The sequence below is a fragment of the Kocuria arenosa genome (assembly GCF_042879215.1).
GTDB classification, from domain to species: domain Bacteria; phylum Actinomycetota; class Actinomycetes; order Actinomycetales; family Micrococcaceae; genus Kocuria; species Kocuria arenosa.
This window is the reverse complement of sequence record NZ_JBHZTA010000002.1, coordinates 451,350-476,551: the sequence shown is the minus strand read 5'-3', so window position 1 is coordinate 476,551 and position 25,202 is coordinate 451,350. Positions and strand designations below refer to the sequence as shown.

General features: G+C 72.7%; 26 protein-coding genes. 11 read left to right on the top strand and 15 right to left on the bottom strand.

Annotated elements, in window-relative coordinates; genetic code table 11:
• Positions 1–194 precede the first annotated feature (194 nt).
• Both ACFYE3_RS05720 and ACFYE3_RS05715 read left to right on the top strand, forming a co-directional pair.
• Positions 195–1,091, top strand: coding sequence for a heme o synthase (locus ACFYE3_RS05720; RefSeq protein WP_368831194.1), 897 nt, complete (start codon positions 195–197; stop codon positions 1,089–1,091).
• Between the two features lie 69 nt (positions 1,092–1,160).
• Positions 1,161–2,078 (top strand): dihydrodipicolinate synthase family protein, encoded by a 918-nt coding sequence (locus ACFYE3_RS05715; protein WP_387606888.1) that lies wholly within the window; start codon positions 1,161–1,163, stop codon positions 2,076–2,078.
• Positions 2,079–2,083: 5 nt separating this feature from the next.
• Here ACFYE3_RS05715 and ACFYE3_RS05710 read toward each other — a convergent pair whose 3' ends face one another.
• From ACFYE3_RS05710 to ACFYE3_RS05700, 3 genes are all read right to left on the bottom strand, one after another.
• On the bottom strand, positions 2,084–3,109 hold the full coding sequence (locus ACFYE3_RS05710) for a COX15/CtaA family protein (protein WP_387606886.1): 1,026 nt from the start codon (positions 3,107–3,109) through the stop codon (positions 2,084–2,086).
• Positions 3,110–3,243: 134 nt separating this feature from the next.
• A complete protein-coding gene (locus ACFYE3_RS05705) occupies positions 3,244–4,032 on the bottom strand; it encodes an ABC transporter permease (protein WP_387606885.1) in 789 nt (262 codons plus the stop codon).
• Positions 4,029–5,036: an ABC transporter ATP-binding protein gene (locus ACFYE3_RS05700; protein WP_387606883.1), complete on the bottom strand. Its 1,008-nt coding sequence runs from the start codon at positions 5,034–5,036 to the stop codon at positions 4,029–4,031. Before ACFYE3_RS05700 ends, ACFYE3_RS05705 begins: the two co-directional genes overlap by 4 nt.
• Positions 5,037–5,267: 231 nt before the next feature.
• Between ACFYE3_RS05700 and ACFYE3_RS05695 the strand changes: the two genes are divergently transcribed.
• The 7 genes from ACFYE3_RS05695 (at position 5,268) to ACFYE3_RS05665 (ending at position 11,640) form a co-directional block, all read left to right on the top strand.
• Entirely contained in the window at positions 5,268–6,065 is a 798-nt protein-coding gene (locus tag ACFYE3_RS05695) for a helix-turn-helix transcriptional regulator (RefSeq protein ID WP_387606882.1), read from the top strand.
• Positions 6,058–7,512: a Fe-S cluster assembly protein SufB gene (sufB, locus tag ACFYE3_RS05690; protein WP_035923965.1), complete on the top strand. Its 1,455-nt coding sequence runs from the start codon at positions 6,058–6,060 to the stop codon at positions 7,510–7,512. The genes ACFYE3_RS05695 and sufB overlap by 8 nt, the downstream gene beginning before the upstream one ends.
• Positions 7,513–7,678: 166 nt before the next feature.
• On the top strand, positions 7,679–8,878 hold the full coding sequence (gene sufD, locus ACFYE3_RS05685; protein WP_387606997.1) for a Fe-S cluster assembly protein SufD: 1,200 nt from the start codon (positions 7,679–7,681) through the stop codon (positions 8,876–8,878).
• Between the two features lie 60 nt (positions 8,879–8,938).
• Entirely contained in the window at positions 8,939–9,700 is a 762-nt protein-coding gene (gene sufC, locus ACFYE3_RS05680; RefSeq protein ID WP_368819844.1) for a Fe-S cluster assembly ATPase SufC, read from the top strand.
• Positions 9,701–9,737: 37 nt separating this feature from the next.
• Positions 9,738–10,094 carry a metal-sulfur cluster assembly factor gene (locus ACFYE3_RS05675; RefSeq protein ID WP_368831188.1) on the top strand — a complete coding sequence of 119 codons (357 nt, stop codon included), beginning with the start codon at positions 9,738–9,740 and terminating at the stop codon, positions 10,092–10,094.
• A gap of 162 nt (positions 10,095–10,256) precedes the next feature.
• The gene (locus tag ACFYE3_RS05670) at positions 10,257–11,048 is read left to right on the top strand and encodes a ZIP family metal transporter (RefSeq protein WP_387606879.1); all 792 of its coding nucleotides are present in this window, start codon (positions 10,257–10,259) and stop codon (positions 11,046–11,048) included.
• A gap of 163 nt (positions 11,049–11,211) precedes the next feature.
• Positions 11,212–11,640: an NYN domain-containing protein gene (locus tag ACFYE3_RS05665; RefSeq protein WP_387606878.1), complete on the top strand. Its 429-nt coding sequence runs from the start codon at positions 11,212–11,214 to the stop codon at positions 11,638–11,640.
• 186 nt (positions 11,641–11,826) lie between these two features.
• Here ACFYE3_RS05665 and ypfJ read toward each other — a convergent pair whose 3' ends face one another.
• The 9 genes from ypfJ to ACFYE3_RS05620 form a co-directional block, all read right to left on the bottom strand.
• On the bottom strand, positions 11,827–12,735 hold the full coding sequence (ypfJ, locus tag ACFYE3_RS05660) for a KPN_02809 family neutral zinc metallopeptidase (RefSeq protein ID WP_387606875.1): 909 nt from the start codon (positions 12,733–12,735) through the stop codon (positions 11,827–11,829).
• 43 nt (positions 12,736–12,778) lie between these two features.
• Positions 12,779–13,390 carry an energy-coupling factor transporter transmembrane component T family protein gene (locus ACFYE3_RS05655; protein WP_387606873.1) on the bottom strand — a complete coding sequence of 204 codons (612 nt, stop codon included), beginning with the start codon at positions 13,388–13,390 and terminating at the stop codon, positions 12,779–12,781.
• Positions 13,387–14,124 (bottom strand): energy-coupling factor ABC transporter ATP-binding protein, encoded by a 738-nt coding sequence (locus ACFYE3_RS05650; protein ID WP_387606871.1) that lies wholly within the window; start codon positions 14,122–14,124, stop codon positions 13,387–13,389. Before ACFYE3_RS05650 ends, ACFYE3_RS05655 begins: the two co-directional genes overlap by 4 nt.
• 3 nt (positions 14,125–14,127) lie before the next feature.
• Positions 14,128–14,751: a biotin transporter BioY gene (locus tag ACFYE3_RS05645; RefSeq protein ID WP_368831181.1), complete on the bottom strand. Its 624-nt coding sequence runs from the start codon at positions 14,749–14,751 to the stop codon at positions 14,128–14,130.
• Positions 14,752–14,761: 10 nt separating this feature from the next.
• Positions 14,762–16,210 (bottom strand): AI-2E family transporter, encoded by a 1,449-nt coding sequence (locus ACFYE3_RS05640; RefSeq protein ID WP_387606869.1) that lies wholly within the window; start codon positions 16,208–16,210, stop codon positions 14,762–14,764.
• A 132-nt stretch (positions 16,211–16,342) separates the two neighbouring features.
• Positions 16,343–17,437, bottom strand: a complete 1,095-nt coding sequence (locus ACFYE3_RS05635; protein WP_387606867.1) for a zinc-dependent alcohol dehydrogenase — start codon at positions 17,435–17,437, stop codon at positions 16,343–16,345.
• A complete protein-coding gene (locus ACFYE3_RS05630) occupies positions 17,434–18,474 on the bottom strand; it encodes a Gfo/Idh/MocA family protein (RefSeq protein ID WP_387606866.1) in 1,041 nt (346 codons plus the stop codon). The genes ACFYE3_RS05635 and ACFYE3_RS05630 overlap by 4 nt, the downstream gene beginning before the upstream one ends.
• Positions 18,471–19,610, bottom strand: coding sequence for a glycosyltransferase (locus ACFYE3_RS05625; RefSeq protein WP_387606865.1), 1,140 nt, complete (start codon positions 19,608–19,610; stop codon positions 18,471–18,473). Before ACFYE3_RS05625 ends, ACFYE3_RS05630 begins: the two co-directional genes overlap by 4 nt.
• Positions 19,607–20,575, bottom strand: coding sequence for a glucosyl-3-phosphoglycerate synthase (locus ACFYE3_RS05620; protein WP_387606864.1), 969 nt, complete (start codon positions 20,573–20,575; stop codon positions 19,607–19,609). Before ACFYE3_RS05620 ends, ACFYE3_RS05625 begins: the two co-directional genes overlap by 4 nt.
• 226 nt (positions 20,576–20,801) lie before the next feature.
• Here ACFYE3_RS05620 and ACFYE3_RS05615 point away from each other — a divergent pair, with 226 nt between their 5' ends.
• On the top strand, positions 20,802–21,512 hold the full coding sequence (locus ACFYE3_RS05615) for a histidine phosphatase family protein (protein ID WP_387606863.1): 711 nt from the start codon (positions 20,802–20,804) through the stop codon (positions 21,510–21,512).
• Positions 21,513–21,605: 93 nt separating this feature from the next.
• The gene (gene abc-f / locus ACFYE3_RS05610; RefSeq protein WP_387606861.1) at positions 21,606–23,204 is read left to right on the top strand and encodes a ribosomal protection-like ABC-F family protein; all 1,599 of its coding nucleotides are present in this window, start codon (positions 21,606–21,608) and stop codon (positions 23,202–23,204) included.
• 27 nt (positions 23,205–23,231) lie between these two features.
• Here abc-f and ACFYE3_RS05605 read toward each other — a convergent pair whose 3' ends face one another.
• Genes ACFYE3_RS05605 through ACFYE3_RS05595 form a run of 3 tightly spaced genes read right to left on the bottom strand, consistent with a single transcriptional unit; the run spans position 23,232 to position 25,028 of the window.
• Complete coding sequence (locus ACFYE3_RS05605; RefSeq protein WP_387606860.1) at positions 23,232–24,203, bottom strand: SURF1 family cytochrome oxidase biogenesis protein; 972 nt, start codon at positions 24,201–24,203, stop codon at positions 23,232–23,234.
• A complete protein-coding gene (locus tag ACFYE3_RS05600; protein ID WP_387606858.1) occupies positions 24,200–24,478 on the bottom strand; it encodes a hypothetical protein in 279 nt (92 codons plus the stop codon). Before ACFYE3_RS05600 ends, ACFYE3_RS05605 begins: the two co-directional genes overlap by 4 nt.
• 55 nt (positions 24,479–24,533) lie before the next feature.
• Positions 24,534–25,028, bottom strand: a complete 495-nt coding sequence (locus ACFYE3_RS05595; RefSeq protein ID WP_387606856.1) for a DUF3099 domain-containing protein — start codon at positions 25,026–25,028, stop codon at positions 24,534–24,536.
• Positions 25,029–25,202 lie beyond the last annotated feature (174 nt).

The following is a 25,202-nucleotide window of genomic DNA, read 5'->3' as shown; positions in this document are numbered from 1 at the left end:
CACCGGGCCGACCGCTCCTGCGGGTCGGCGACGCACCGTCTCCGGGCCGTCCTCGCGCACGGAGCCGGGGGAACACCACCGCAACCGGGAGCAATGATTCTGTGAACTCACTCGAGACGTCGGGACCCGCAGGACGAGCCGTCCTCGGCACCGGGCACACGGGTGTTGCGGCGGCCCCCCGCCGCGAGGGACGGATGACGGCCTCCCGGAAGCTCCGGGCCTACGTCGCCCTGATGAAGCCGCGGATCATCGAGCTGCTGCTCGTGGCGACCGTGCCGACCATGATCTTCGCCCAGCAGGGCATGCCGAACCTCTGGCTCATCCTCAACACCCTCGTGGGCGGCACGCTCGCGGCGGGCGCGGCCGGTGCCTTCAACTGCTACATCGACCGGGACGAGGACCGGGTGATGAAGCGCACGGCCAAGCGCCCGCTCGTCACCGGGGAGGTCACCGACCGCGAGGCCCTCGTCTTCGCGTGGGCGCTCACGGCCGTGTCGGTCGCCTGGCTCACGATCGGGGTCAACGTGCTCGCCGGCGCCCTGGGCGCGGCGGCCATCTTCCTCTACGCCGTCTTCTACTCGATCGTGCTCAAGCGCCGCACCGCCCAGAACATCGTCTGGGGCGGGGTTGCCGGGTGCATGCCGGTGCTGATCGGGTGGGCCGCGGTGACGGGCGGTCTCGACTGGCCCGCGCTCGTGCTGTTCCTCTTCATCTTCCTGTGGACCCCGCCGCACTACTGGCCGCTGTCCATGAAGTACGCCGACGACTACTCCCGCGCCGGGGTCCCCATGCTGGGCGCCGTGGCCGGGGCCCGCACCGTGGGCAGCCAGGTGGTCCTCTACGCGTGGGCCACGGTGGTGTGCTCGCTGCTGCTCGTCCCCGTGGGCGGCGCCGGCTGGGTCTACGCGGTGACCGCGCTGGCCTCGGGCGCCTGGTTCGTGGGCCACAGCCACAAGCTGCACGCCCTCGCGGTGGCCGGCCGGCCCACGGACAAGCAGGCGATGCACGTCTTCCACGGCTCCATCGCCTACATCACGTTCGTGTTCCTCGCCCTCGCCGTGGACCCGTTCGTGGGCGGCCCCGTCCTCTGAGCCCGCCGGGGCCGGTGGCCCCCGTGGTGACCGGTCCGGCCGGGGATCCGCCGGACCTAGGATGGTCGCATGCTCAGCATGACCTTCACCGGGCTCGTCGCCTACCCGATCACCCCGTTCCAGCAGGGCGGCCGCCTGGACCTGGAGTCCTTCGAGCGCTATGTCGGCCGGCTGGCCCGCTCAGGAGTGGACGCCCTGGTGGTCCTGGGCAGCTCGGGCAGCTTCGCGTACCTCTCCGGGGAGGAGCGGGCCGAGGTCGTGCGCGTCGCCGTGGAGGCCGCCCGCGGCTCCGGGGTGCCGGTGGGCGCGGGGATCTCCGCGATGACCACCCGCGAGGTCCTCGAGATGGCCTACGCCGCGGAGAACGGCGGGGCGGACGGGCTCGTCCTCAACCCGCTGTCCTACATCCCCCTCGTCTCCCAGGAGATCGCGGACCAGGTGGAGACGGTCTCGGCGGCCGTGTCCCTGCCGCTGTGCATCTACAACAACCCGACGACGACGGGCTTCACGTACCCGGTGGAGCTCGCCGCCGAGCTGTCCTGGCTGGAGAACGTCAGCGCGTTCAAGGACACCGCGGAGTCCCCGGAGGACCTCGCCGCACGGCGGAGCCGGTTCGGAGAGCTCGCGGAGCCCGGGACGGCCCACGGCGTGAGCGGGGAGCGGCTGCTCCACGAGGCGGCGCCGGACGCGGCGGCCTGGCACTCCGGGATCGCGGCGGTGCTCCCGCGCCAGTACGTCGCCTTCCGCGCCGCGGTCGTCGCGGGCGACGACTGCGTGGTGCGCACGTGGCAGGCGGCGCTGACCCCTCTGATGGAGATCCTGCGCCAGGAGCGGCCCCTGAGCTCCCTGTACGCCCTCGCCGAGGTGTGCGGTGTGAGCACGGCGCCGCCGCGGCGGCCGCTGCTGCCGATCCCCTCGGCCAGCCGGCAGCGACTGGCCCAGGCGGTCGAGGAGCTGCTCGACGAGGCGCCCGACGAGCGGGCCTGACGGCCTCAGCCGCGGGCAGGGGCCTCGGCAGGCTGCGCACGGTCGGTGCTCCGCAGCACCGGGTCCGGGGTGCGGGTGATCGCGAAGCCCTTCTCCACGGTGCGGGCGGTGGCCCAGATCAGCAGCGCGGAGCCCACCAGGTGCAGGGCCACGGCGACGATCGGCACGCCGTTGAAGTACTGGTAGTAGCCGATGAGCGCCTGCAGGACCAGCACGGCGAGCATGACGTTGAGGCTCGAGGCGAGCGGCACGGGCCACCGGTGCCGGCGCGCGAGCACCAGGCCGAGGACCACGGTCGCGACGATCAGGTACACCGGGACCGCGTGGGCGCGGGTGATGAGGTAGGCGTCGAAGGCGTGCCGGGCGGTGGAGTCGTCCCCGGCGTGCGGGCCCGTGCCCGTGACCAGGGTGCCCAGGTAGAGGATCAGCGCGGTGAGCACCGCCAGGGCCACCATGAGCAGCCGGACGGTGCGGCGCTGCCCATAGGCCTGGCCGGGACGCTCCGCGTCCCGCACGGCCGGCAGGGAGCGCCGCCGGGTGCGGTTCACCAGCACGGTGGCCAGGGCGATCATCGCCCCGGAGATGAGGTAGTGGATCCCCACGATCCAGGGGTTGAGCCCGGTGAGCACGGTGATCCCTCCGACCACGGCCTGCAGCGGGATGCCGAGACCCAGCAGCAGGGCGATCCGGAACAGGTCGCGGTGCTCGTGGCGCAGCCGGAGCACGGCCAGGAACGTCAGCACCGCCACGGCGGCCAGCAGGAACGTCAGCAGCCGGTTGCCGAACTCGATGAGCCCGTGCAGGCCCATCTCGGGGGTGTTGGTCCAGGACTCGTCCGTGCACCGCGGCCAGGTGGGGCAGCCCAGCCCCGAGCCGGTCAGCCGGACGAGCCCGCCGGTGAGGATGAGCACGGAGTTGGCCAGCAGCGACGCGACCGCGAGCCACCGCACCCACCGGGTGATCCGGGTCGGCAGCAGGACGCTGCCGTTCTCGCGGAGGTCGACGTCGCTGGGGTCGCTGGCGCGGTTCATGAGTTCACTTCCGGACGGGGTCGGTGCGGTGGGGTCTCCGCCCCCAGTTTATCCGGCTCCGCGGCCCCCGGTCCCCGCCGGCCGGGACGGTCCCGCGGCCCCGCGGCCACGGGCACGGGTCCTGAGCCGGCGGTTCAGCTCCAGCGGAACCAGCGCACGGCCCCGGCCCACGCGGCGGCGGCCCAGGCGGCGAGCACCAGCACCGGCAGCAGCGTGGGCGCCCCGGTGAGGAACGTCCCGCGCAGGGCGGTGCCCAGCGCGCCGGAGGGCAGCAGCTCCACCAGCCAGGTGAATCCCGCCGGCAGCGTGGTCGAGGGGAACAGGGTGCCGCCGACGGCGGCGAGCAGCACCCACACGAGGTTGGTCACGGCGAGGGTCGCCTCGGCGCGCACCGTCCCGGCGAGCAGCAGCCCCAGCCCGGTGAACGCCGCGGCGCCGAGCAGCAGCACCGGCACGGAGACGAGCACCGCCACCGCGTCCGGGCGCCAGCCCAGGGCCGCGCCGAGCGCGGCCACCAGCACGTACTGCACCACGAGCACCGCGACGATCGCCAGCAGCTTGCCGGCGATCAGCCCGCCGCGGCCCAGGGGAGTCGTGGAGAGGAAGCGGAGGACCCCGTAGCGGCGGTCGAAGCCGGTCTGGATGCCCTGCCCCGAGAAGGCGTTGGAGAGCACGCACAGCGCCAGCACGCCCGGCACGGCGACGTCCACGCGGGAGGCGCCGGCCGGCACGGCGGCGTCCAGCAGGTCGGTGAGGGTGAGGGCCACGAGGGCCATGAGCGGCAGGATCAGCAGCAGCAGCAGCTGCTCCCCGTTGCGCAGCATGGTGAGCGCCTCGTAGCGCGCCTGCCCGGCGACCCGGTGGATCAGGGGGGCGGGGGCCGAGCGCGGGGGCACGGGGTGCGGCTGGGCGGGGGCGGTCATCGGATCTCCCGTCCGGAGATGTCGAGGAAGACGTCCTCGAGGGTGCGCGGCTGGAGGGACAGGGACTCGGGCATCGTGCCGGTCACGGTGAACCACCGGGTCACGGCCTCGAGCATCGGAGGAGTGAGGGCGCCGGTGAGCGTCACGGTGCGGTCGGCGCAGTGCGTGCGGACGTCCTCGAACCCGGGTCCGTCCCAGGGGAACGGCCCCGCGCGCAGCTGCTCGGGGGCCAGCGTCAGCACGAGCACGGCGGGGGCGTCGGCGCCGGGGGCCACCAGCTCCGCCACGGACCCCTGGGCCATCACCCGGCCGTGGTCCACGATGTAGACCTGGTCGGCGAGGCGCTGGGCGTCGTCGAGCAGGTGCGTGGTGAGGATGATGCACACGCCCTCGCGGCGCAGCTGCTGGACGAGGTCGAACACGATGTTGCGGGACTGCGGGTCCATCCCGGCCGAGGGCTCGTCGAGGAAGAGCACCTCCGGACTGCCGGCCAGGGCCGCCGCCAGGGCCACGCGCTGGCGCTGGCCGCCGGAGAGCCGGCGGACCACGGTGCGGTCGAAGCTGCTGATGCCGAGCCGCTCCACGAGCTCGTCCATGTCCCGGGGGCTGCGGTAGAGGGACGCCACGTGCCGCAGCAGCTCCAGCGGGCGCACGGCCTGGGGGAGCCCGCCGTCCTGGAGCATCACGCCCACGCGGGCGCGCAGGGCGGGACTGGCCCGCCACGGGTCCTGGCCCAGCAGCCGCACCGTGCCCGCCGAGGGCCGCTGGAGACCCTGGGCGCACTCCAGGGTGGTCGTCTTGCCGGCACCGTTGGGTCCCAGCAGCGCCGTGATCTCGCCGTGCCGCGCGGTGAGGGACAGGCTGTTGACGGCGTGCACCACGTCGGCTCGCGTGGCGCCCGGTCCGGCCGGACGCCGGGAGCGGCGCCGGCGGACGGGGAACTCCTTCACGAGGCGCTCGATCGACAGTGCGGGCGAGGGCGCGGGGGGACTCTGGGCGGGCACCGGACCAGTGTAGTGCGGCGCGCCCGCCGACCGACCCCCCTTGGCCCCACCGCGCCGGGCGGTTATTATGAGTAAGTCGTGATTCGAGGACGGCGGCCGGGTAAGGCTCCACTTACTGGTCAGACCGGAATGAATTACGACATACTCCGGTTGTGTATTAAAGGCGCCCCAGCAGGTCGCACGCTGCACCACGAGAACCTCCACCCCGACCAGGAAGCGATCGGTTCACCCATGACTCAGACCACGGACGCCAGGAGCAGGTCCCGCTCCGGCCCGCGGGCGGAGCAGGAGGAGAACACCCGCTCGCGCGTGCTCGGCGCCGTCCTCGAGCACGGTCCCGTCTCCGCCGCCGACCTCGGCGAGATGCTCGAGCTGACCCCGGCCGCCGTGCGCCGCCACCTGGACGCCCTCGAGCAGCAGCACTTCATCGAGGTCACCATGGTCCGCCGCCGCAGCGGGGGTGCCGGCCGGCCGGCGCGGCGCTACGTCGTCGCCCCCGAGGGCCACGCCAAGCTCGGCGACGACTACCTCGAGATCGCGACCGACGCGCTCGAGTCCATCCGGCGCATCGCCGGGCCGGACGCCGTGCAGTCCTTCATCCAGGAGCGCGTGGACCGCCTGGAGGCGTCCTACCGCCCCGAGGTCGAGGCCGCCGGGGACGACGTCGCCGACCGCCTGCCCGTCCTGGTGCGGCTGCTCAGCCGAGACGGGTTCGCCGCCTCCACCAACGAGGTGGCCGTCGGCCGCGGGGAGTCCCGCACCATCGTGTCGGCGCAGATGTGCCAGGGGCACTGCCCCGTGCGCGACCTGGCCGCCCGCTACCCGCAGTTCTGCGAGCTGGAGACCGAGCTCATCGCCCGGCTGCTCGGCACCGACGTCCGCCGGCTCTCCACGCAGGCCGCCGGCGCGCACGTGTGCACCACGCACGTGCCCCTCACGCGGCCGGGACCCGCCGCGGCACCGACTTCCGTAGACCACACCGCGGACCACATCACAGACCAGACAACAGAGGAAGGCCGTCATGACTGACCAGATCGCCAGCGGCAACGACACTGTCATCGCCGACATCCTGGAGAAGAACCCCGAGCTCGAGGGCATCGGCACCTACGAGTACGGCTGGGCCGACTCCGACGTCGCCGGCGCCTCCGCGCGCCGCGGTGTCGACGAGGACGTCGTCCGGGACATCTCCGCGAAGAAGAGCGAGCCGCAGTGGATGACCGACCTGCGGCTGAAGGGCCTGAAGTTCTTCGACCGCAAGCCCATGCCCACGTGGGGCGCGGACCTGTCCGGGATCGACTTCGACAACATCAAGTACTTCGTGCGCTCCACGGAGAAGCAGGCCGCCACCTGGGAGGACCTGCCCGAGGACATCCGCAACACCTACGAGAAGCTCGGCATCCCCGAGGCCGAGCGCGGACGGCTCGTCTCCGGCGTGGCCGCCCAGTACGAGTCCGAGGTCGTCTACCACCAGATCCGCGAGGACCTGGAGGAGCAGGGCGTCATCTTCCTCGACACCGACACCGCGCTCAAGGAGCACCCGGAGCTCTTCGCGGAGTACTTCGGCACCGTCATCCCCGTGGGCGACAACAAGTTCGCGTCCCTGAACACGGCCGTGTGGTCCGGCGGCTCGTTCGTCTACGTCCCCAAGGGCGTGCACGTCGAGATCCCGCTGCAGGCCTACTTCCGCATCAACACGGAGAACATGGGCCAGTTCGAGCGGACGCTCATCATCGCGGACGAGGACTCCTACGTCCACTACATCGAGGGCTGCACCGCGCCGATCTACAAGACCGACTCGCTGCACTCCGCCGTCGTGGAGATCATCGTCAAGAAGAACGCCCGCGTGCGCTACACGACCATCCAGAACTGGTCGAACAACGTGTATAACCTCGTGACCAAGCGCGCGATCGCCCACGAGGGCGCCACCATGGAGTGGATCGACGGCAACATCGGCTCGAAGGTCACCCAGAAGTACCCGGCGGTCTACATGACCGGGGAGCACGCCCGCGGCGAGACCCTCTCGATCGCGTTCGCCGGCGAGGGACAGCACCAGGACACCGGTTCCAAGATGGTGCACATCGCCCCGAACACGTCGTCGTCGATCGTCTCGAAGTCCGTGGCCCGCAACGGCGGCCGCGCCGCCTACCGCGGTCTCGTGCAGGTCCGCGAGGGCGCCCACGGCTCGCGGTCCAACGTGGTCTGCGACGCCCTGCTGGTGGACACGATCTCCCGCTCCGACACGTACCCGTACGTCGACATCCGCGAGGACGACGTCACCATGGGCCACGAGGCAACCGTCTCGCGCGTCTCCGAGGAGCAGCTGTTCTACCTCATGCAGCGCGGGATGGCCGAGGACGAGGCCATGGCGATGATCGTGCGCGGCTTCGTGGAGCCGATCGCCCGCGAACTGCCCATGGAGTACGCGCTCGAACTCAACCGCCTCATCGAACTGCAGATGGAAGGATCCGTTGGCTGACATGTCCAAACTGAACGAAACGATTCGCAACGCCACGGAGGCCGCCGCCTCTGCCGCCACCGCGGTGGCCGAGAAGGCCGCCGGCGCGGCCAAGGGCGTCTACGACAACCTGGGCGAGAAGGTCGACGGGGTCCGCACCGGTGACGGGCGCGTCGCCATCCCGGGCATGGACCTCGAGGGGGAGCGGCTGGCCCGCGACAAGGTCGAGAACGACACCCTGGTGCGGCACACCTCCCACGGCGACATCTCGGGCGTGCCCGACTCCTCCCGTGCCGGGCGGCGCACGTCCTACGACGTCGCCGACTTCCCGAAGCTCACGGGCCGGGAGGAGGACTTCCGGTTCACCCCGCTCAAGCGCCTCAAGGGCCTGCACGCCGACGCCCTCACCGGCCCGGCACCCGCGGTGACCGTCGACTCGGACGCGGTCCGCGTGGAGACCGTGGGCCGCGACGACGCCCGCATCGGCAGCGCCGGCACCCCCGAGGACCGGGTCTCCGCCAACGCGTGGAGCAGCGTCACCGGGGCCACCGTGATCACGGTGCCGCAGGAGGCCGAGGTGACCCAGCCGGTCGTCGTCGACATCCACGGCACCGACGCGACCCCGGCGGCCCAGCACCTGGTCATCGACGCCCAGCCCTTCTCCAAGGCCCTTGTCGTCCTGCGCCACCACGGCAGCGCCGTGCTCTCGCAGAACGTCGAGTTCCGGGTCGGCGACTCCGCGAACCTGACCGTGGTGACCCTCCAGGAGTGGGACGACGACGCCGTGCACGCCTCCTCCCAGCAGGCGCGCCTCGGCAGGGCGGCCACGTTCAAGCACGTGCTCGTCTCCCTCGGCGGCGACCTGGTGCGCGTCACCCCGTCCACCCGCTTCGACGCCCCGGGCGGCTCCGTGGAGCTGTACGGGCTGACGTTCGTGGACGCCGGCCAGCACCTGGAGTCCCGGCTGTTCGTGGACCACTCCCAGCCGAAGTGCACGTCGCGGGTGACCTACAAGTCCGCGCTGCAGGGCGAGAACGCGCACGGCGTGTGGGTCGGCGACGTCCTGATCCGCTCCGTCGCGGAGGGCACCGACACCTACGAGCTCAACCGGAACCTGATCCTCAACGACGGCCCGCGGATGGACTCCGTGCCGAACCTGGAGATCGAGACCGGCCTCATCGCCGGTGCCGGCCACGCCTCCACCACGGGCCAGCTGGACGACGAGCACCTGTACTACCTCATGTCCCGGGGCATCCCCGAGGACGAGGCGCGCCGACTCGTGGTCCGCGGGTTCCTCTTCGAGATCATCCAGCAGATCGGTGTCCCGGACATCGAGGAGCGGCTGCGCGAGGCCGTCCAGGACGAGCTCACCTCCGCGAACTACTGAGCCTCTTCCCGCTCGCACCCTTTTCGACCATAGACTTTTTCGACCACAGGAGAACCATCCATGGCAACTCTCGAGATCAAGGACCTGCACGCGTCCGTCGTGCTCGACGACGAGACCACCAAGCCGATCCTCAAGGGCGTGAACCTGACCATCACGTCCGGTGAGGTCCACGCGATCATGGGCCCCAACGGCTCCGGCAAGTCCACGCTGGCCTCCACCATCGCCGGGCACCCCAAGTACGTCGTCGACTCCGGCGAGGTCCTCCTGGACGGCCAGAACGTCCTGGAGATGTCCGTGGACGAGCGCGCCCGCGCCGGGCTGTTCCTGGCCATGCAGTACCCGGTGGAGATCCCCGGCGTGACGACCTCCAACTTCCTGCGCACCGCGAAGACCGCGATCGACGGCGAGGCTCCTTCCCTGCGCACGTGGACGAAGGACGTCAAGGCCGCCATGGAGCAGCTGAAGATCAGCCCCGACATGATCCAGCGCAACGTCAACGAGGGCTTCTCCGGCGGCGAGAAGAAGCGCCACGAGATCCTCCAGCTCGAGCTGCTCAAGCCGAAGATCGCCCTGCTGGACGAGACCGACTCCGGCCTCGACGTGGACGCGCTCAAGGTCGTCTCCGAGGGCGTCAACCGCGCCCTCGAGACCAACGACATGGGCGTCATGCTCATCACCCACTACACCCGCATCCTGCGCTACATCAAGCCGCAGTTCGTGCACGTGTTCCACGACGGCCGCGTGGTCGACGAGGGCGGGCCCGAGCTCGCCGACCGGCTCGAGAACGAGGGCTACGACCGCTACCTGGCCGCGGCCAAGTAAGCGACCCGACCCCACCAGTCCCGAAAGGAGGCCAGCGATGGCCGACACCCCTGCTGAGACCACCGCCGACCCCGCGACCGCGGGCCGGCCCTCCGCCGAGGAGGTCGAGGAGGCGCTCAAGAACGTCATCGACCCCGAGCTCGGCGTCAACATCGTGGACCTGGGCCTGCTCTACGGCTCCAAGTGGGCCGAGGACGGTGCCCTGGTCCTCGACATGACGCTGACCACGGCCGCGTGCCCGCTGCAGGACGTCATCGAGGACCAGTGCGCGGCGAACCTCGACCCCATGGTCGACGAGTGGCGCGTCAACTGGGTCTGGATGCCGCCGTGGGGTCCCGACCGGATCACCGAGGACGGCCGCGACCAGATGCGGGCCTTGGGCTTCAACATCTGATCCTCCCCTCCTGCATCACCGCGGCGGCCCGCCCCCTCTGACCGAGGTGGGCGGGCCGCCGTCGTCGTGCGCTGCCGGTACCCGCTGCGGCGCCGCGGCACCTCCATAAGTAACCTTGCGGATTGTGGGTGCAAAGCCGCGGCCCCCTCCTACACTGCCCTCATGGGTCAGACCTTGCTCTTCGGGATCATCGCCTCGAGCGCTCTCATCATCGGGGCGCTGGTCGGCGTGCGCTTCGAGCTCCCGAAGCGCGTGCTCGCCATCCTGCTGTCCTTCGCCGCCGGCGCCCTCATCACCGCGCTGGCCTTCGAGCTGTTCGAGGACGCCTACGAGCGCGGTGGCCTGCCACTGGCCGTGATCGGCCTGTTCGCCGGCGCGGTGGTCTTCACCGCCCTGAGCGCCGCCCTGGACCGCTGGGCGCAGCCCGGACCCCGTGGCGAGGACGCCGAGAAGCAGCAGGGCAGCGCCAAGCTGGACACCGACGCCGCCGCGGACGAGAAGGCGCCGACGTCCGCCTCCACCGGTGGCGCCGCCGGTCTCGCCCTGCTGGCCGCCGTCACCCTCGACGGCGTGCCCGAGAACGTGGCGCTCGGTGTCTCGCTCACGGAGGGCACCGGCGGGCTGGCGCTGCTCGCGGCGATCTTCGTGTCCAACCTGCCCGAGTCCCTGGTCGGCGCGGCCTCGATGCGCGAGCAGGGCATGCCGAGGGGCAAGGCCGTCCTGCTCTGGACGGTCTGTGGCGTGCTCCTGGTGGTGGCCGTCCTGATCGGCGCCGGACCGCTGGCCGGCAGCAATCCCGAGACCATCTCGCTGCCCCTGGCCTTCGCCGCCGGCGCGGTGATCGCATCCCTGGCCGACACCCTGATGCCGGAGGCCTACGAGCACGGCGGTCCGGCGGTCGCGCTGAGCACCACGGCAGGCTTCGCGCTGTCCTTCGCCCTGTCCCTGGCCTGAGGGACCCTCGCCGCCGTGGCGTTAGCACCCTGCCGTGCGGTACGTCCGATCCAGCAGTTCGCCTACAGCACCGGCAAGAACGCCTCCGACATGGCCATGGTGATCAATGCGATGGACCTGCTCCACGCCGGGTCCGTCGACGGCTTCGCGATCGTCTCGAGCGATGCCGACTTCACCCCCCCTCGTGATGCGGATCCTCACCGAGGGGGCCAAGGTGTACGGCTTCGGGCAGCGGCAGACCCCCGAGCCGTTCATCAACGCCTGCTCCCAGTTCACCTACGTGGAAGGACTCGGGGACTCGGTGCCGGAGAGCCCCGGGAGTCCGGGCACGGCCCTCACCCGGGTGCCGCAGCAAAAGCTGCGCGGCGACGCGCGCCTCGTGCAGATGCTCCGCAGCGCCGTCGACGCCGCGGGCGGGGAGGACGGGTGGGCCAATCTTGCGGCGGTGGGTCACCAGATCGGCGATCAGGCGTCCTTCGACTCCCGCAACTACGGCTATGCCAAGCTGAGCGGCATGGTCGAGGCCACGGGACTCTTCGAAGTCCGCCGACAGAGCCAGGGCGTGTTCGTCCGCGACAACCGCCGCAAGTGAGCTCCCACGGGGTGCACCCAGGTCGCCAACCCGAGATGTGTGCACTGTCGTCCCCCTCCTGCGCCGAGTCCCCCATGTGCTCGCAAATCCCCATGCCGAATCCGGGGGACTTGCGAGCATGCTGGGGACTCGGCGCAGGAGGGTGCTGTGGGTTGGGGACTCGGCGGGCCCGCGCGGGGGCGAGGGTCAGAGGGCCGGCGGGGCGTTCAGGTCGCGTGCGCTGAAGGTGTCGCAGGCGTTGAGGTCGCCGGTGCGGTAGCCGGCGTAGAACCACAGCTGCCGCTGGGCGGAGGCGCCGTGGGTGAAGTTCTCGGGGCTGACCCGGCCCTGGGTGGTCTCCTGGATCCGGTCGTCACCGATGGCCGAAGCGGCGTCGAGGGCCTGGTCGAGCTCCTCCTGGGAGATGTCGCCCAGGTCCACGGCCCCGGAGGCGTCCCCGGCGGCGCCGCCGGCCCACAGCCCGGCCAGGCAGTCGGCCTGCAGCTCGACGCGCACGGCGCCGGACTCCGGGCCCTGCGGGTCCTGCTGGGCGTAGCCGAGGGTGCCGATCTGGTTCTGGATGTGGTGGCCGAACTCGTGGGCGAGCACGTACTCCTCGGCCAGGGGACCGCCCTCGGCGCCGAACTGGGTCTGCAGCTCGTCGAAGAACGCGATGTCGAGGTAGGCGGTCTCGTCGGCGGGGCAGTAGAACGGGCCCACGGCCGAGGACGCCGCGCCGCACCCGGTGTCGGTCTGTCCCTCGAACAGCTCCACGCCGGGCATCACGTACTGCTCGCCCGTGGCCTGCGGCAGATAGTCCTCCCAGAACTGGTCGAGGCTCTGCGCGGTGGCGATCATCCGGCAGTCGGTGTACCGGTTCGCGTCCTCGCCCGTCCGGCAGCGCTCCGCCCGCTCCTGCTCCACGGAGGACTGCGACCCGGTGTCCTGCCCGCCCCCGCCGGTGATCGCGTCGATGCCGTCCTGGCCGAAGAGCAGCCCCACGACGAGCAGCAGCAGCCCGCCGCCCAGTCCTCCGCCCACGGCGATCCCGCGTCCCCGCCCGCCGCCGCTGCCGACGCGCGAGGCGTCCAGCTGGGAGCTGTTGTCGAAACTCATGACCGAAGTGTAAGCCGTCTGATGGTGGTGCGGAGGTCGGCGCTCAGTCGAAACCGCGGGCGGCGAGGGCCTCACCGGTCCGCTCGGCGTAGGCGACGGTGGAGATCACCGCCGGGGTCACGAGCCGCACCGGGTCGGGGCGCAGGCCGCGGGCGCGCATGGCGTCCCGGAGCTCGCCCACGGCGCCCACGATGAAGGGGATCGAGCGCAGCATCAGGGAGATCGCCAGGCCGATGCGCTCGGGGTCCGCCCCGACCAGCCGCACCGGCGAGCACAGCCACACCACGCCGTCGAGCAGCTCCGGCAGGGGCGTGGTGTGCATCAGGACCCGCGTGAGCACGAGGAGGACGACGATCGTCAGCACCACGTCGGCGGCCATGGCCGGCCCCGAGGTCAGCACGTGGTAGACGGCCAGCAGGACCAGCACGGGCAGGGCGGGCGCGATGCCCTGCCACCACTCGCGGGCGCCGATGCCCGCGGCGGAGCCTGCGACCACCAGAAGTGTAGCCAGCGCGGTCGGCACCGGCCACGAGGGCGAGAGCACCACGGCCAGGGTCACGGCGACGACGCCGAGCCCCTTCGCCCAGAGCGGGGCGCGGTGCAGAGGACCGGTGCCGGGGGAGTAGCTGCCGAAGAGGTCCGGGCCCCGGCTCACGGGCGGGCCTCCTGCGGGAAGCCGTGCGCGCACCACCGCTCGTAGGCGGGGACGACCTCCTCCGGGGGGCCGTCCGCGACCAGGGCCCCCTCGTGCAGGACCAGGACACGGGGCGCGGTCGCGGCCAGGCCGAGGTCGTGCGTGGAGATCAGCAGCTGGTGCGGCAGTCCGTCGAGCAGCCCCAGGAGCCGCCCCCGGTTGCGCAGGTCGAGCAGGGTCGTGGGCTCGTCGAGGACCAGCACCTCGGGCTCCACGGCCAGGACGGCCGCGAACGCCGCCAGTTGGCGCTCCCCGCCGGAGAGGTCGTAGATGCTGTGCTCGGCCCGGTGGCCGAGGCCCACGCGCTCGAGCAGCTCGAGCGCGGCGCGCCGTCGTCGTCCCCGGGGCACGCCGGTCCCGCGGAGGGACAGCTCGACGTCCTCGACGGGGGTCGGCATCACCAGCTGGGAGAGGGGGTCGGTGAACACGAAGCCCACCCGCCGCCGGACCGCCCGCACGTCCCGGGCCACGTCCGTGCCGTGCACGGTGACCGTGCCCGACGACGGGCGGACGAGACCGTTGAACAGGCGCAGGAGGGTCGACTTGCCGGACCCGTTGAGCCCGACCACGGCCACCCGCTGCTCGCCCAGGCGCACGTCCAGGTCCCGCAGCAGGGTCAGCTCACCCGAGGAGGTGGGCGCCGTGACGGTGACGCGGGAGCACACGAGGGCCGCGGCCCCGGGGGTTCCGGGCACGGGTCAGCGCGTGCCCGCGATCCGGGGGAACGCCTTGTGCACGCCCACGGCGATGACCGCGGCGAGCACCACCTTGATCAGGTCGCCGGGCCAGAAGACGAGGTCGGCGAGGAACGCGTCCTGGAAGGGCAGGCGAGCGTTGACCACCAGGCCGAGGACGCCGCCGATCCGGATGACCACGAACCCGGCCAGGGCCGCGGCCCCCAGCCGCAGGGTGTAGGTGCCGGTGCGCTCGTAGCGGGCGTTCGTGGCGCCGCCGTCGTTGGCCCGGCGGGCCGGGATCAGCCACTGGGCCACGTAGCCGGCCGCGGCCGCGGCGAACGGGAAGGCCAGGATGTAGCCCGCCGAGGGGCCGGCGAGCACGCCGAGCCCGCCGCGGAAGCCCGCGAAGACCGGGACGCCGATCAGTCCGACCAGGACGTACAGCGCCACCGCCAGCAGCCCGCGGGTGCCGCCCAGGACCAGGCCGGTCAGGAACACGGCAAGGGTCTGCAGGGTCAGCGGCACCCCCGCCGCACCCAGGGGGATCCCGGGCAGCACGGACAGGGCGGCGGTGAGGGCGGCGAACACGGCGATGTTCGCGAGGTCCTCGGCGGTGATGGCGCGGCGGCGTTCGACGTTGGTCATGGCTCCCAGACTAGGGCTTGCGGGCCCCGGCGGCGGAACCGGTGCTCTCGTCCTCCGCGGTTCCCGCCTCGGCGTCGTCGTCCTGCCGGACGGCGTCGCGCTCCGTGGCCCCGAAGCGCCCGCCCAGGGCCTGCTGGTAGCGCATCCGCTGGTACTTCCAGCGCTCGGCCATCGTGGCCTTGGCCTCGACACGGTCCTTCTGGTTCACCGGGTCCGGGCCGAGCACCGGGTCGTCGCCGACCTGGTAGCGGCTGGACCAGACCTGGATGACGGCCCAGGCGACGGCGGTGTACGGGACGGCCAGGATGGCGCCGAAGATGCCGCCGACCAGGGTGCCGACGGTCAGGGCGAGCAGCACCATGAGCGCGTGCAGGCTCAGGGTCCGGCCCATGATGATCGGCTGCAGGATGTTGCCCTCGATCTGGTTGACGATCACGACGACGACCACCACGGCCAGCGCCACGCCGACCCCGTTGGTGACCAGGGCCACGAGCGCGGCGATGATGCCCGCGACGGTCGCCCCGACCACCGGGATGAAGGCGGTGACGAACACGATCACGGCCAGCGGGACGGCCAGGGGCACGCCGAGGACCACCAGCGCCACCCCGATGAGCACGGCGTCCACCGCCGCCACGAAGGCCGTTCCCCGGACGTAGCCGCCGAGCACCTGCGCGCTGCGGTCCACGGACTCCGCGAGCTTGGCGCGGCGCTCGCCGCGGAACCAGCGCAGCGTGAAGTTCCACATCTTCTCGCCGTCCTTGAGGCAGAAGAAGAGCACGACGATCATCAGCACCAGCCCGGTCACGAACTCCGTGGCCGCGCCCAGGCCGCTGAGGGCGCCGCCCGCGAACGAGCCGCTGGTGACGAAGTCCCCGGCCTGCTGGACGGCCGAGTCGATGGCGGCCGTGTCGACGGGGATCGGCCCGGACTGCACGAGGCGCTGCAGCTCGTTCCAGCCCTCCTGCGCCGAGGCCCTGAGCGTGTCCCACTCGCTGCGCACGGCGAACACGATGCCGGTGAGCACGCCACCGACCAGGGCCAGGATCCCGAGGAAGGCCGCCAGGGTGGCCAGCAGGTTGGACCAGCCCCTGCGCTCGAGCCACTTCACGGCCGGGCCCACGGCGGAGGCGAGGATGAGCGCCACGAGCACGGCGATCAGCACGACCTTGACCTGCAGCAGGACCCAGATCACCCCGACCACCACGAAGGCGACGAGCAGGGTCTGGGCGGCGCGGGAACCGGCCCGGCCGAGCGAGTCCGCCCAGGGGCCGACCGCGGGGGCCAGCGCCTGGGTGGCCTCCTCCAAGCCGGCGGGCTCGACCCCGGGGCCCATGGCGGGGGCCGCGCTGCTGCCGGGGTCGACCTGTCCGCCGAGGAGGCTCTCGGCGTGCAGCGGTGCGCTGGAAGAGCCCCCGCCGGGGCGGCGAGGCGGTTGTTCCGGTCGGGACGACGTGGCCATGCGGGACTCCTCGGGGAAGGCTGTGGTCGGGGGTGCGGTCGTGCGACGACGACGGCGCTCGCCCCAACCCTAAGGCGGCTGTCGGAAGGGTGTCCACCGGCCGGTGCCGCGCAGGAGCCGCATCGGCCCCGGTCAGGCGCGGCCGTCCACCTCGAACACGGCGGTCAGGACGTGCCGGCGGCGGGCCGCGACGTCGTGCATCAGCGCGGGTGCGTCGTCGAAGGGGACGACGTCACTGACCAGGTGCTCGCGGATCGCACCGGAGTGGGCCGCCAGCAGCCGGGTCGTCTCCGCGGAGAGCCGCTGCCGGTCCCAGGTGTGGGCGAGACCCCGGGGGACCCGCCCGATCTGCGCGCACCGCAGGCTGAGCCCGTTGTGGTGGAACTCCTCGCCCAGCCGCACCGCGTCCGCGCCCGCCGTGTAGAACGCCAGGTCGATGACGCTGCCCTGCGGACGCACGGCGCGCAGCGCGGCGTGCAGGGCCTCGGGCTTGCCGCGGCACTGGAACACGACGTCCGCGCCGTGGTCGCCGGCCCCGTGCCGCCAGCGGGTCTTGAGCACCCGGCCGGGGTCGTCGTCGAGGTCCAGGGGGAAGAACCCCATCTGCTCGGCGAGCGCCCGGCGGCGCGGGTCGGCGTCGGCCACGGCCACCTCGCGCGCGCCGAGGAGGCGGGCGAACAGGGCGGTCATCAGCCCCACCGGGCCGGCGCCGGTGACCAGCACGAGGCGCCCGGAGACCCCGTCGCCGAGCTCGCGGACCGGTCCGGCGTCCGCCGCGGCGTGGAGCAGGCCGTTGGCGCAGATCGGGCCGAAGTGGGCCACGAAGACGCCGAGCAGTGGGTCCAGCTCCGCGGGGAGCGGCACGAGGTGCTCCGTGAGCGGATCGGCGACGTGGGCGGTGGCGTGGCCGTAGGCCGTGGCCAGCACGTCACCGGTCCGGAACGCCGGCGTGCGGGACTCGGCGACCCGGGCGACCTCCATGTAGCCCAGGCGGCGGACCGGGTAGCCCTGCTCCGCGGCGCCGGGGCGGAACAGCCCGAGCTCGGTGTCGTGCCGGGAGTGCAGCCCCGGGTGGTCGCCCTTGACGAAGGCCAGCTCCGTGCCCGCGGACAGCCCGGTGACCAGCGTCTCCAGGAGCAGCCCGCCCTCCGGGACCTCCGGCAGCTCCTCCTCGACGATCTCGATCCGGTTCCGCGCGGGGACGACGAGGTTGCGGCGCGCGCTCACCGCTCGCCCGCCCGTTCCCGGCCGTCCGGACTCCGCAGCTCGTGGCCGGGGCCCTGTTCCGCCAGGGCCTCCTCCAGGGCCACGGGCAGGCCGGTGCGGGCCGACTCGGCGATCGCGCACGCGAGCCGGTGGGTGCGCAGGGCCTCGCCGTAGGGCGCGCGGGTGGACTCGCGCTCGCCGCGCACCGCCTCGAGGAACTCCCGGTCCACGGTCACCCTGGGGTCCTCGGCGGGGGTGTGCTCGGTGCGGTCCTGCGCGCCGAAGGCGGTGAGGCCCTGCTCGGACAGCTCCAGGTACAGCCCCCGGCTCACGGTGTGCAGGGCGGCCCGGTGCTTGGCCGCGAGCGCCGACGTCGCGGCGAGCGTGGCGACGGCCCCGGAGCGGAAGCGCACGGTGGCGGCGGTGGCGTCGTCGACGTCCCCGTAGTCCTGCGGGGCCCCGTCCGGGGCCTTGCGCACCCCGGCGGCGTACACCTCGACGGCCTCGCCCAGCAGGAACCGGGCGGTGTCCAGCACGTGGGTGAGCTGCTCGACGACCTGGCCGCCCGAGCGGTCCATCCGCCCCCACCAGGGCACGGGCGGGCGCTTGTCCAGCCAGTAGCCGTTGGCCAGCAGCGGGGGAGCGTCCGCGAGCAGCGCCCGGGCCAGGGCGGCCGTGTCGAGGCAGCGCCAGTGGTAGCCGGTCCCCGTGACTACCCCGCTCTCCTGGACCCGCCGGCCGATCTGCTCGGCGACCTCCAGGCCGAGGCCCACGGGCTTCTCCACGAACAGCGCCTTGCCGCGGTCGAGGGCCGCGAGCTCGGCGGGTCCGTGGGCGAACGGCGGCACGCAGACGTAGACGGCGTCGGCCTCCACGGTGTCGAGGGCCTGACCGGGGTCGGTGAACGCCGAGACGTCGAGCTCGGCGGCCAGGGCGGTGGCGGCGGGCAGGTGCGCGTCCGTCACGCTGACCACGCGCGCCCCGCTGAGCCCGTGCAGCACGTCGACGTGGCGCCGGGCCACGGAGCCGGCCCCGACGAGGGCGATCTTCAGCGTCATGCGGGATTCTCCTCGAGCAGCCGGTCGTACAGGTCCAGGTAGCGCCGGGCCATGCCGGCCGGCGTCCACTGCTCGGCGGCGTCCCGGCAGGCCTGGGGATCGATCGCGTCCAGCTCCTGCAGGTGCCGGGCGAGCTCGTCCTCCGCGGCGGCCAGGAAGCCGGTGCGCCCGTGCTCCACCAGGGAGGGCAGCACCCCCCGGGGCGTCCCGACGACGGGCACCCCCCGGGACAGCGCCTCGACGACGCCGGTGGCGCCCGGTTCGGCCCAGCGGATGGGCGTCAGCAGGGCCCGGGCCGAGCGCAGCAGCCGCTCCTTGTCCTCGCCCGCCACCCCGCCCACCCAGGTCACCGACGTCCCGTCCACCAGGGGCCGGACCTCGTCGAGCCAGTACCGGACGTCGGGGTGGGTGCGCAGCGCCTCGTCGCCGTCGGCGAGCCGCCGCTCCAGCTCCTCGGGGTCGTCGATGCCTGCCACGGGGCCGGCCAGCACCAGCGGGAGCCCCGCCCGCCGGCAGACCCGGGCGGCCACGTCCTGTCCCTTGTCGGCGGTGATCCGGGCCAGCACCAGGGCGTGCTCGCCCGGCGCGACGTCGACCTCGAGCCCCGGCGGCGCGGCCAGCGGGACCACGCCCAGCGTCTGCCGCCGCAGGTTGGCCGGCGCCCGCTCGAGCTGGGACGCGGAGACCGCGGCGAACCGCACCCGCCCCCGGCCGTCGAACGCCTCGTAGAACTCGGCGTGCTTGCGCAGGTCCCAGTGCAGGGTCTGCAGCACCGGCGGGGCCGCGGCGCCCATCGCGCCCAGCACGGACGGGCCCACGACCTCCAGGTGGTCGTGGACGAGGTCCCACCGCCCCCGCTCCTGCAGGGCGTCCACGAGGCCCTGCATGTGGGCGTGCGCGATGCCCGAGACCCGGTTGTAGGGCATGGCGATGGAGCGGAAGGCGGGCTCCTCGAGGGGGCGGAGGTAGTCGTCGGCCTCCAGGGTGCTGGGGCCGACGGTCGCGAGCGTGACGTGGGCTCCCGCCCGGCGCAGCTCAGGGACCAGGGTGGCGACCACCGTCTCGATCCCGCCGTACCCGGACGGGGGAACCGGCAACCAGGGACCCGCGTTGACCAGCACCCGCAGGCGGCTCATGCGGCGCGGCCCGCCGGGACCGCCGTGTACTCGGGGATCTCGGCCATGGGCGGGCGCTCGCGGACGCTGATCTCGTGGGTCTCGTCGAGGAAGCGGTCGCCCTGGCGCAGGAACTGCGTCAGGGACCCGCCGCTCTGGCCCAGGGGTCCCTCGCAGCGCAGCCGCGCCTGGACGGTCAGCTGGATTTGGGCCGCCATCCGGGCCAGCGCGGCGTCCGAGGAGTTGCGGTGCGAGCGCACCCCCAGGTCCACCTGCGCCATCGCGTCGAGACCGACCGTCTCCAGGACGTCGATCAGCATCGCGATCTCCACGCCGTAGCCGGAGACGAAGGGCACCCGCTCCAGCAGCTCCCGGCGTCCGGCGTACTCCCCGGCCAGGGGCTGGACCAGGCCGGCCAGCTGCGGCCAGAACAGGTTCAGCAGCGGGCGCGCCACGAGCTCGGTGACCCGCCCGCCGCCCGCGGGCAGGACGGTGACGCCGTCGTGCAGGGGACGGTCGTAGCAGCTCTTCACGAACTGCACGTCGGGCTCCGTCAGCAGGGGCCCGAGCAGGCCCACGGCGAACCGGGCGTCGAACTCGCGCAGGTCCGCGTCGATGAACGCCAGCACGTCGCCGGAGGTCACGGCCAGCGACTTCCACAGGGCCTCGCCCTTGCCGGGGATGTTGCCGTGGGCGGGCAGGATCTCGTCCTGGCGGTGGACCCGGGCCCCGGCGGCCGCGGCGACCGCCGCCGTGCCGTCGGTCGAGTCCGAGTCGATGACGACGAGCTCGTCGATCAGCGGGACGCCGTCCATCAGCTCCCGCCGGAGCGCGGAGACGATGGTCCCCACGGTGCTCGCCTCGTCGCGGGCGGGCAGGACCACGCTGACCGTGGTGGTGCCCTTGCGCTCCACCAGCTGCTCGGGTGACCACTGTCGGCCGTTGTAGGTGCGGGTGGCGAACCACTCCCGGACGTCCTGTCGCATCGCACTCGCTTCCGCCGGTGGTGGGCAGTCGTGGATCACTTGCTCATCCGAGCCGGACACTACAGAGCGATTCCCCGCGGTGGAAGACGCAGGGAGTGGACGTGGGCCAATGTGTCGCGACGGTCGCCCCGCACGGCGCGCCCGTGGTTCCGGGCCTCGGGCGCGGGCCTGCGCCATCATGGGAACGAGCCGGGTCCCGTCCCGGAGCCCGTGACGAGAGGTGCCGATGAACCCGCCGAGGACGAGCCCGGGACCGGAGACGCGCCGCCTGGTGCTGTGGCGCCACGGTCGGACGTCCTGGAACGTCCAGGACCGGGCCCAGGGCCAGGCCGACATCCCCCTCGACCCCGTGGGACGGCGCCAGGCCCGGCGGGCCGCCCCCGCACTGGCCTCCTTCGAGCCGGAGTTCGTCTGGTCCAGCGACCTGAACCGGGCCCGCTCCACGGCCCGGGAACTGGCCGTGCTGACGGGGCTCGAGGTGCGCCTCGACGCCCGGTTGCGCGAGTACGACGTGGGCATCCGCCAGGGGACCACTTTCGCCGAGTTCCGCCGCAGCCACCCCGAGGTCTACGAGCGCTTCTTCGCCGAGGAGAACTACCGGGTGCCGGGCGCCGAGCTGCCCTCGGAGGTCGACGAGCGGATGACCGCGGTGCTGGGCGACGCGGCCGCGGCCCTCGGGGAGGGTCGCACGGGCGTGCTCGTCGGCCACGGCGCGGCGCTGCGCAGCGGTCTGCTCGCCTTCTTCGACGCCCCGCCCCGGATGCGCGAGATGTTCGCCGGGATGGCCAACTGCGCGTGGACGGTCCTGGCGGAGCACCCGCAGCGCGGCTGGCAGATCGTCGACTACAACGCCCGCACCCTGCCGGGCGCCTCCTCGGCGCTCGCCGACGAGATGCCACCGCACCACGTGAGCAAGGACGCGCCCGCGCGTCCCTGATCGGGGTGCCGTCGGCGGAGGCGAACCGGTAGAATGGTGCGGTTGCCCGTTCGGGCGCACGCCTCCTCGCACTCCCTCCGAAAGGTCTCCTCCGTGATCACTGTCCAGAACCTCGAACTGCGTGCCGGTGCGCGGCTGCTCATGGACGAGGTCAACTTCCGGGTGGACAGGGGGGACAAGATCGGCCTGGTCGGGCGCAACGGCGCCGGCAAGACGACGATGACCAAGGTCCTCGCGGGGGAGACCCTGCCCGCGGGCGGGACGGTCACGCGCACCGGGGCCATCGGCTACCTCCCGCAGGACCCGAAGGTCGAGGACATGGAGCAGCTGGCCCGCGACCGCATCCTCTCGGCCCGCAACCTCGCGGGCGTCGTCGCCCGCCTGCGCCAGGCCGAGCAGGACATGGCCTCCGACGAGGACGCCGTGCGCACCAAGGCCATGCGCGGCTACGACCGGCTCGAGTCGGAGTTCCTCGCCGGCGGCGGCTACGCCGCGGAGTCCGAGGCCGCGACGATCACGTCCAACCTGGATCTGCCCGAACGCATCCTCGACCAGCCGCTGCGCACCCTCTCCGGCGGTCAGCGCCGCCGCGTGGAGCTGGCCCGCATCCTGTTCTCGGACGCCGACATCATGCTCCTCGACGAGCCCACGAACCACCTGGACGCCGACTCCGTGGTGTGGCTGCGGGACTTCCTGAAGAACTTCCAGGGCGGGCTGCTGGTGATCAGCCACGACGTGGAGCTGATGGAGATGGTGGTCAACAAGGTCCTGTACCTGGACGCCAACCGCTGCGTCATCGACCTGTACAACATGGGCTGGAAGAACTACCTGCTGCAGCGCGAGCAGGACGCCCACCGCCGGAAGCGCGAGTACGCCAACGCGGAGAAGAAGGCGACCGCGCTGATGGACCAGGCCAACAAGATGCGCGCCAAGGCCAGCAAGGCCGTGGCCGCCCAGCAGATGATCAAGCGCGCCGAGCGGCTCATGAACGGCCTCGAGGGCGAGCGGCAGGCGGACAAGGTCGCGAACATCCGCTTCCCGAAGCCCGCCGACTGCGGCAAGACCCCGCTGACCGCCCGGGACCTGTCCAAGTCCTACGGCTCCCTGGAGATCTTCAACGACGTGGACCTGGCCATCGACCGGGGCTCACGGGTGGTCATCCTGGGCTTCAACGGCGCCGGCAAGACCACGCTGCTGCGGATGCTGGCGGGCGAGGCCCAGCCGGACACCGGTGAGGTGGTCCCGGGGCACGGCCTCAAGCTCGGCTACTTCGCCCAGGAGCACGACACCCTGGACCCGGACCGGACGGTGCTGGAGAACATGCGCTCCGCCGCCCCCGACCTCGCCGACACGGAGGTCCGCAACGTCCTGGGCTCGTTCCTGTTCCAGGGCGACGACGTGTCCAAGCCCGCCGGGGTCCTCTCCGGCGGCGAGAAGACCCGCCTGGCGCTGGCAACCCTTGTGGCCTCCTCCGCCAACGTGCTGCTGCTCGACGAGCCGACCAACAACCTGGACCCCGCCTCCCGCCGGGAGATCCTCAACGCGCTGCGCACCTACGAGGGCGCGGTCGTGCTCGTCTCCCACGACGAGGGCGCGGTCGAGGCCCTGGACCCCGAGCGCGTGGTGATCCTGCCCGACGGCACCGAGGACCTGTGGAGTCAGGAGTACCAGGACCTCATCTCCCTCGCCTGAGCAACCCGCCCCCGTGCGGTCGGCGGGCTACCGGCCCTGGCGCTCGAGGGCGTCGAGCATCGCGTCCTCCTCGTCCTCCCACGTGGGGCGGGAGCGCCGGCGCTGCGGCCGGGGCCGCATGAGCGACTTGAGGTGGGCGGGCATGTCGTCGGCCATCTCCAGCTGGCGGACGACGAGTTCCTCGTCGCCCTCGCCGGTGTAGTTGCCGTCCTCGTCGTAGAACCTGGCGAGCCGCCGCTCCATCTCCTCGGCGAACTGGCGGTCCCACGCGTCGTTGCGCGCCTGCTGGCGGGCCGCGTAGCCGTAGGCCACGAAGAACAGGGCCGCGAACGCGTACCACTGCAGCGAGTAGGACAGGTGCGGCCCGGAGTCGGTCTCCGGCTCCGGGGACGGCGCGGGAGCGACCGCGGGCGCCGGGTCCTCGGCGAAGACCTCGCCGTAGGCCGCCGTCCCGATCGGCCGGTCCCAGCGCTCGCGCAGCTCCTCGAGGTCGATCGAGGCGATCTGCCCCTCGGGGGCGCCGCGGCCGACGGCCGGCTCCCCGGGCTGGAGCCGGGCGGTGACCGTCACCTGCCCGGGGGGCGGGGCGGGCACCTCGTCCGGCATCCCGTTGGCGGCCTCCCCCGTGGGGATCCAGCCGCGGTCGAGGACCACGATGTCCCCGCCCTGCGTGCGGAACGGGACGAGGACCTCGTAGCCGACGCGCCCGTTCTGCGGCCGGTTGCGGACCAGCACCTGGTCCTCCGGCAGGTATCGGCCGGTCAGCTCCACAGGGTGCCAGGTGAGGCGTTCGTCGTGGGCGGCGAACTGCTCGGCGGCCTGCGCACCGGTCAGGGGCTCGGCGCGGTAGTTCTGCGTGATCTTGGCGTTCTCGCCGACGAGGTGGTCGTTGCGGTCCATCTGCCAGCCGCCCAGGTACACCGAGACCACGGCGGCGGCGCAGGCCAGGAGGAAGAAGCCGAGCCACTTGCCGCTGAGCAGGAAGCGGTAGGCGGTCATCCCCGGTGCTCCTGCGCCGGACCGGCGTCGGCGAGCGGGACGGTGTCCTTCCAGAAGCCGCGCGCGCCGAGGAACTGCTCGAGGTCGCTGCGGTGCTCCGGGCACGCGAGCCACGTCTTGCGCCGCTCCGGCGCGTGGATGCGCGGGTTGTTCCAGCGGATCTGCCACGCGGCGTCCGCGCGGCACCCCTTGCGGGAGCACTGCGGGGTGTCGGGCCCGGCCGGGGGAGCGTTGGCGCCTCGCGGGGACAGCGATCCGAGCAGGTCGAACTCCACGGCGGTCGTGCTCCTCAGGGTCTGCGGTCGGGTCCCGGGACGGCCCGCGGCGGGCTCAGGCCGCTCCGCGGCGCCGGGCGGTGTCGTCCTCGACAGTAGCGGAGGAAGCCGGGTCCCCGCTGGGAGCGGCCGTGCCCCCGGCGCCCGGAGGAGCGGTGGCGTCCTCCCCGTGGCCGGCGACGAACTCGCCCTCGAGCACGAAGCCGATCGCCGGCGGCTCGGCCTTCGGTGCCGGCTCGGGCGCGGCGGCCAGCGCCGGCGCGGCGGGCGGCTCGTAGTAGTGGCTCGTCCGAGTGGAGCGGTCGTTGCTGTTGGCCAGCAGCACCGCCATCCACGGCAGGACGGCCACGCCCAGGATCGCGACGCTCCGGACCCAGATGTTGTCGACCGCGACGAACACGACGAGGCACACGATGCGCAGGCCCATTTGGATGCTGTAGACCTTCATCCGGTGGCCCATGTCCTGGGTGTGCGGCTCCGCGGTGGCGGTGATGGAGTGGACGTCGTCCTGTCCGGCGGTCTCGCCGGTCGTGAGATAGCGCTTGGTCATGGTCCTCCCAACAGACGTTCAATTGTCTCACCGGGGTCTGACATCGAGAAGGCGGTCTCCGCGGGCTACCGGCCGGTCGCCCGCCCCGACCGGTACCATTGGGGGGATTTCTCCGCGGGCCCGCCCCACTCCCTGTCGCGGGCCCGCGACCCACGACCGAAAGGCTCCCTTCCC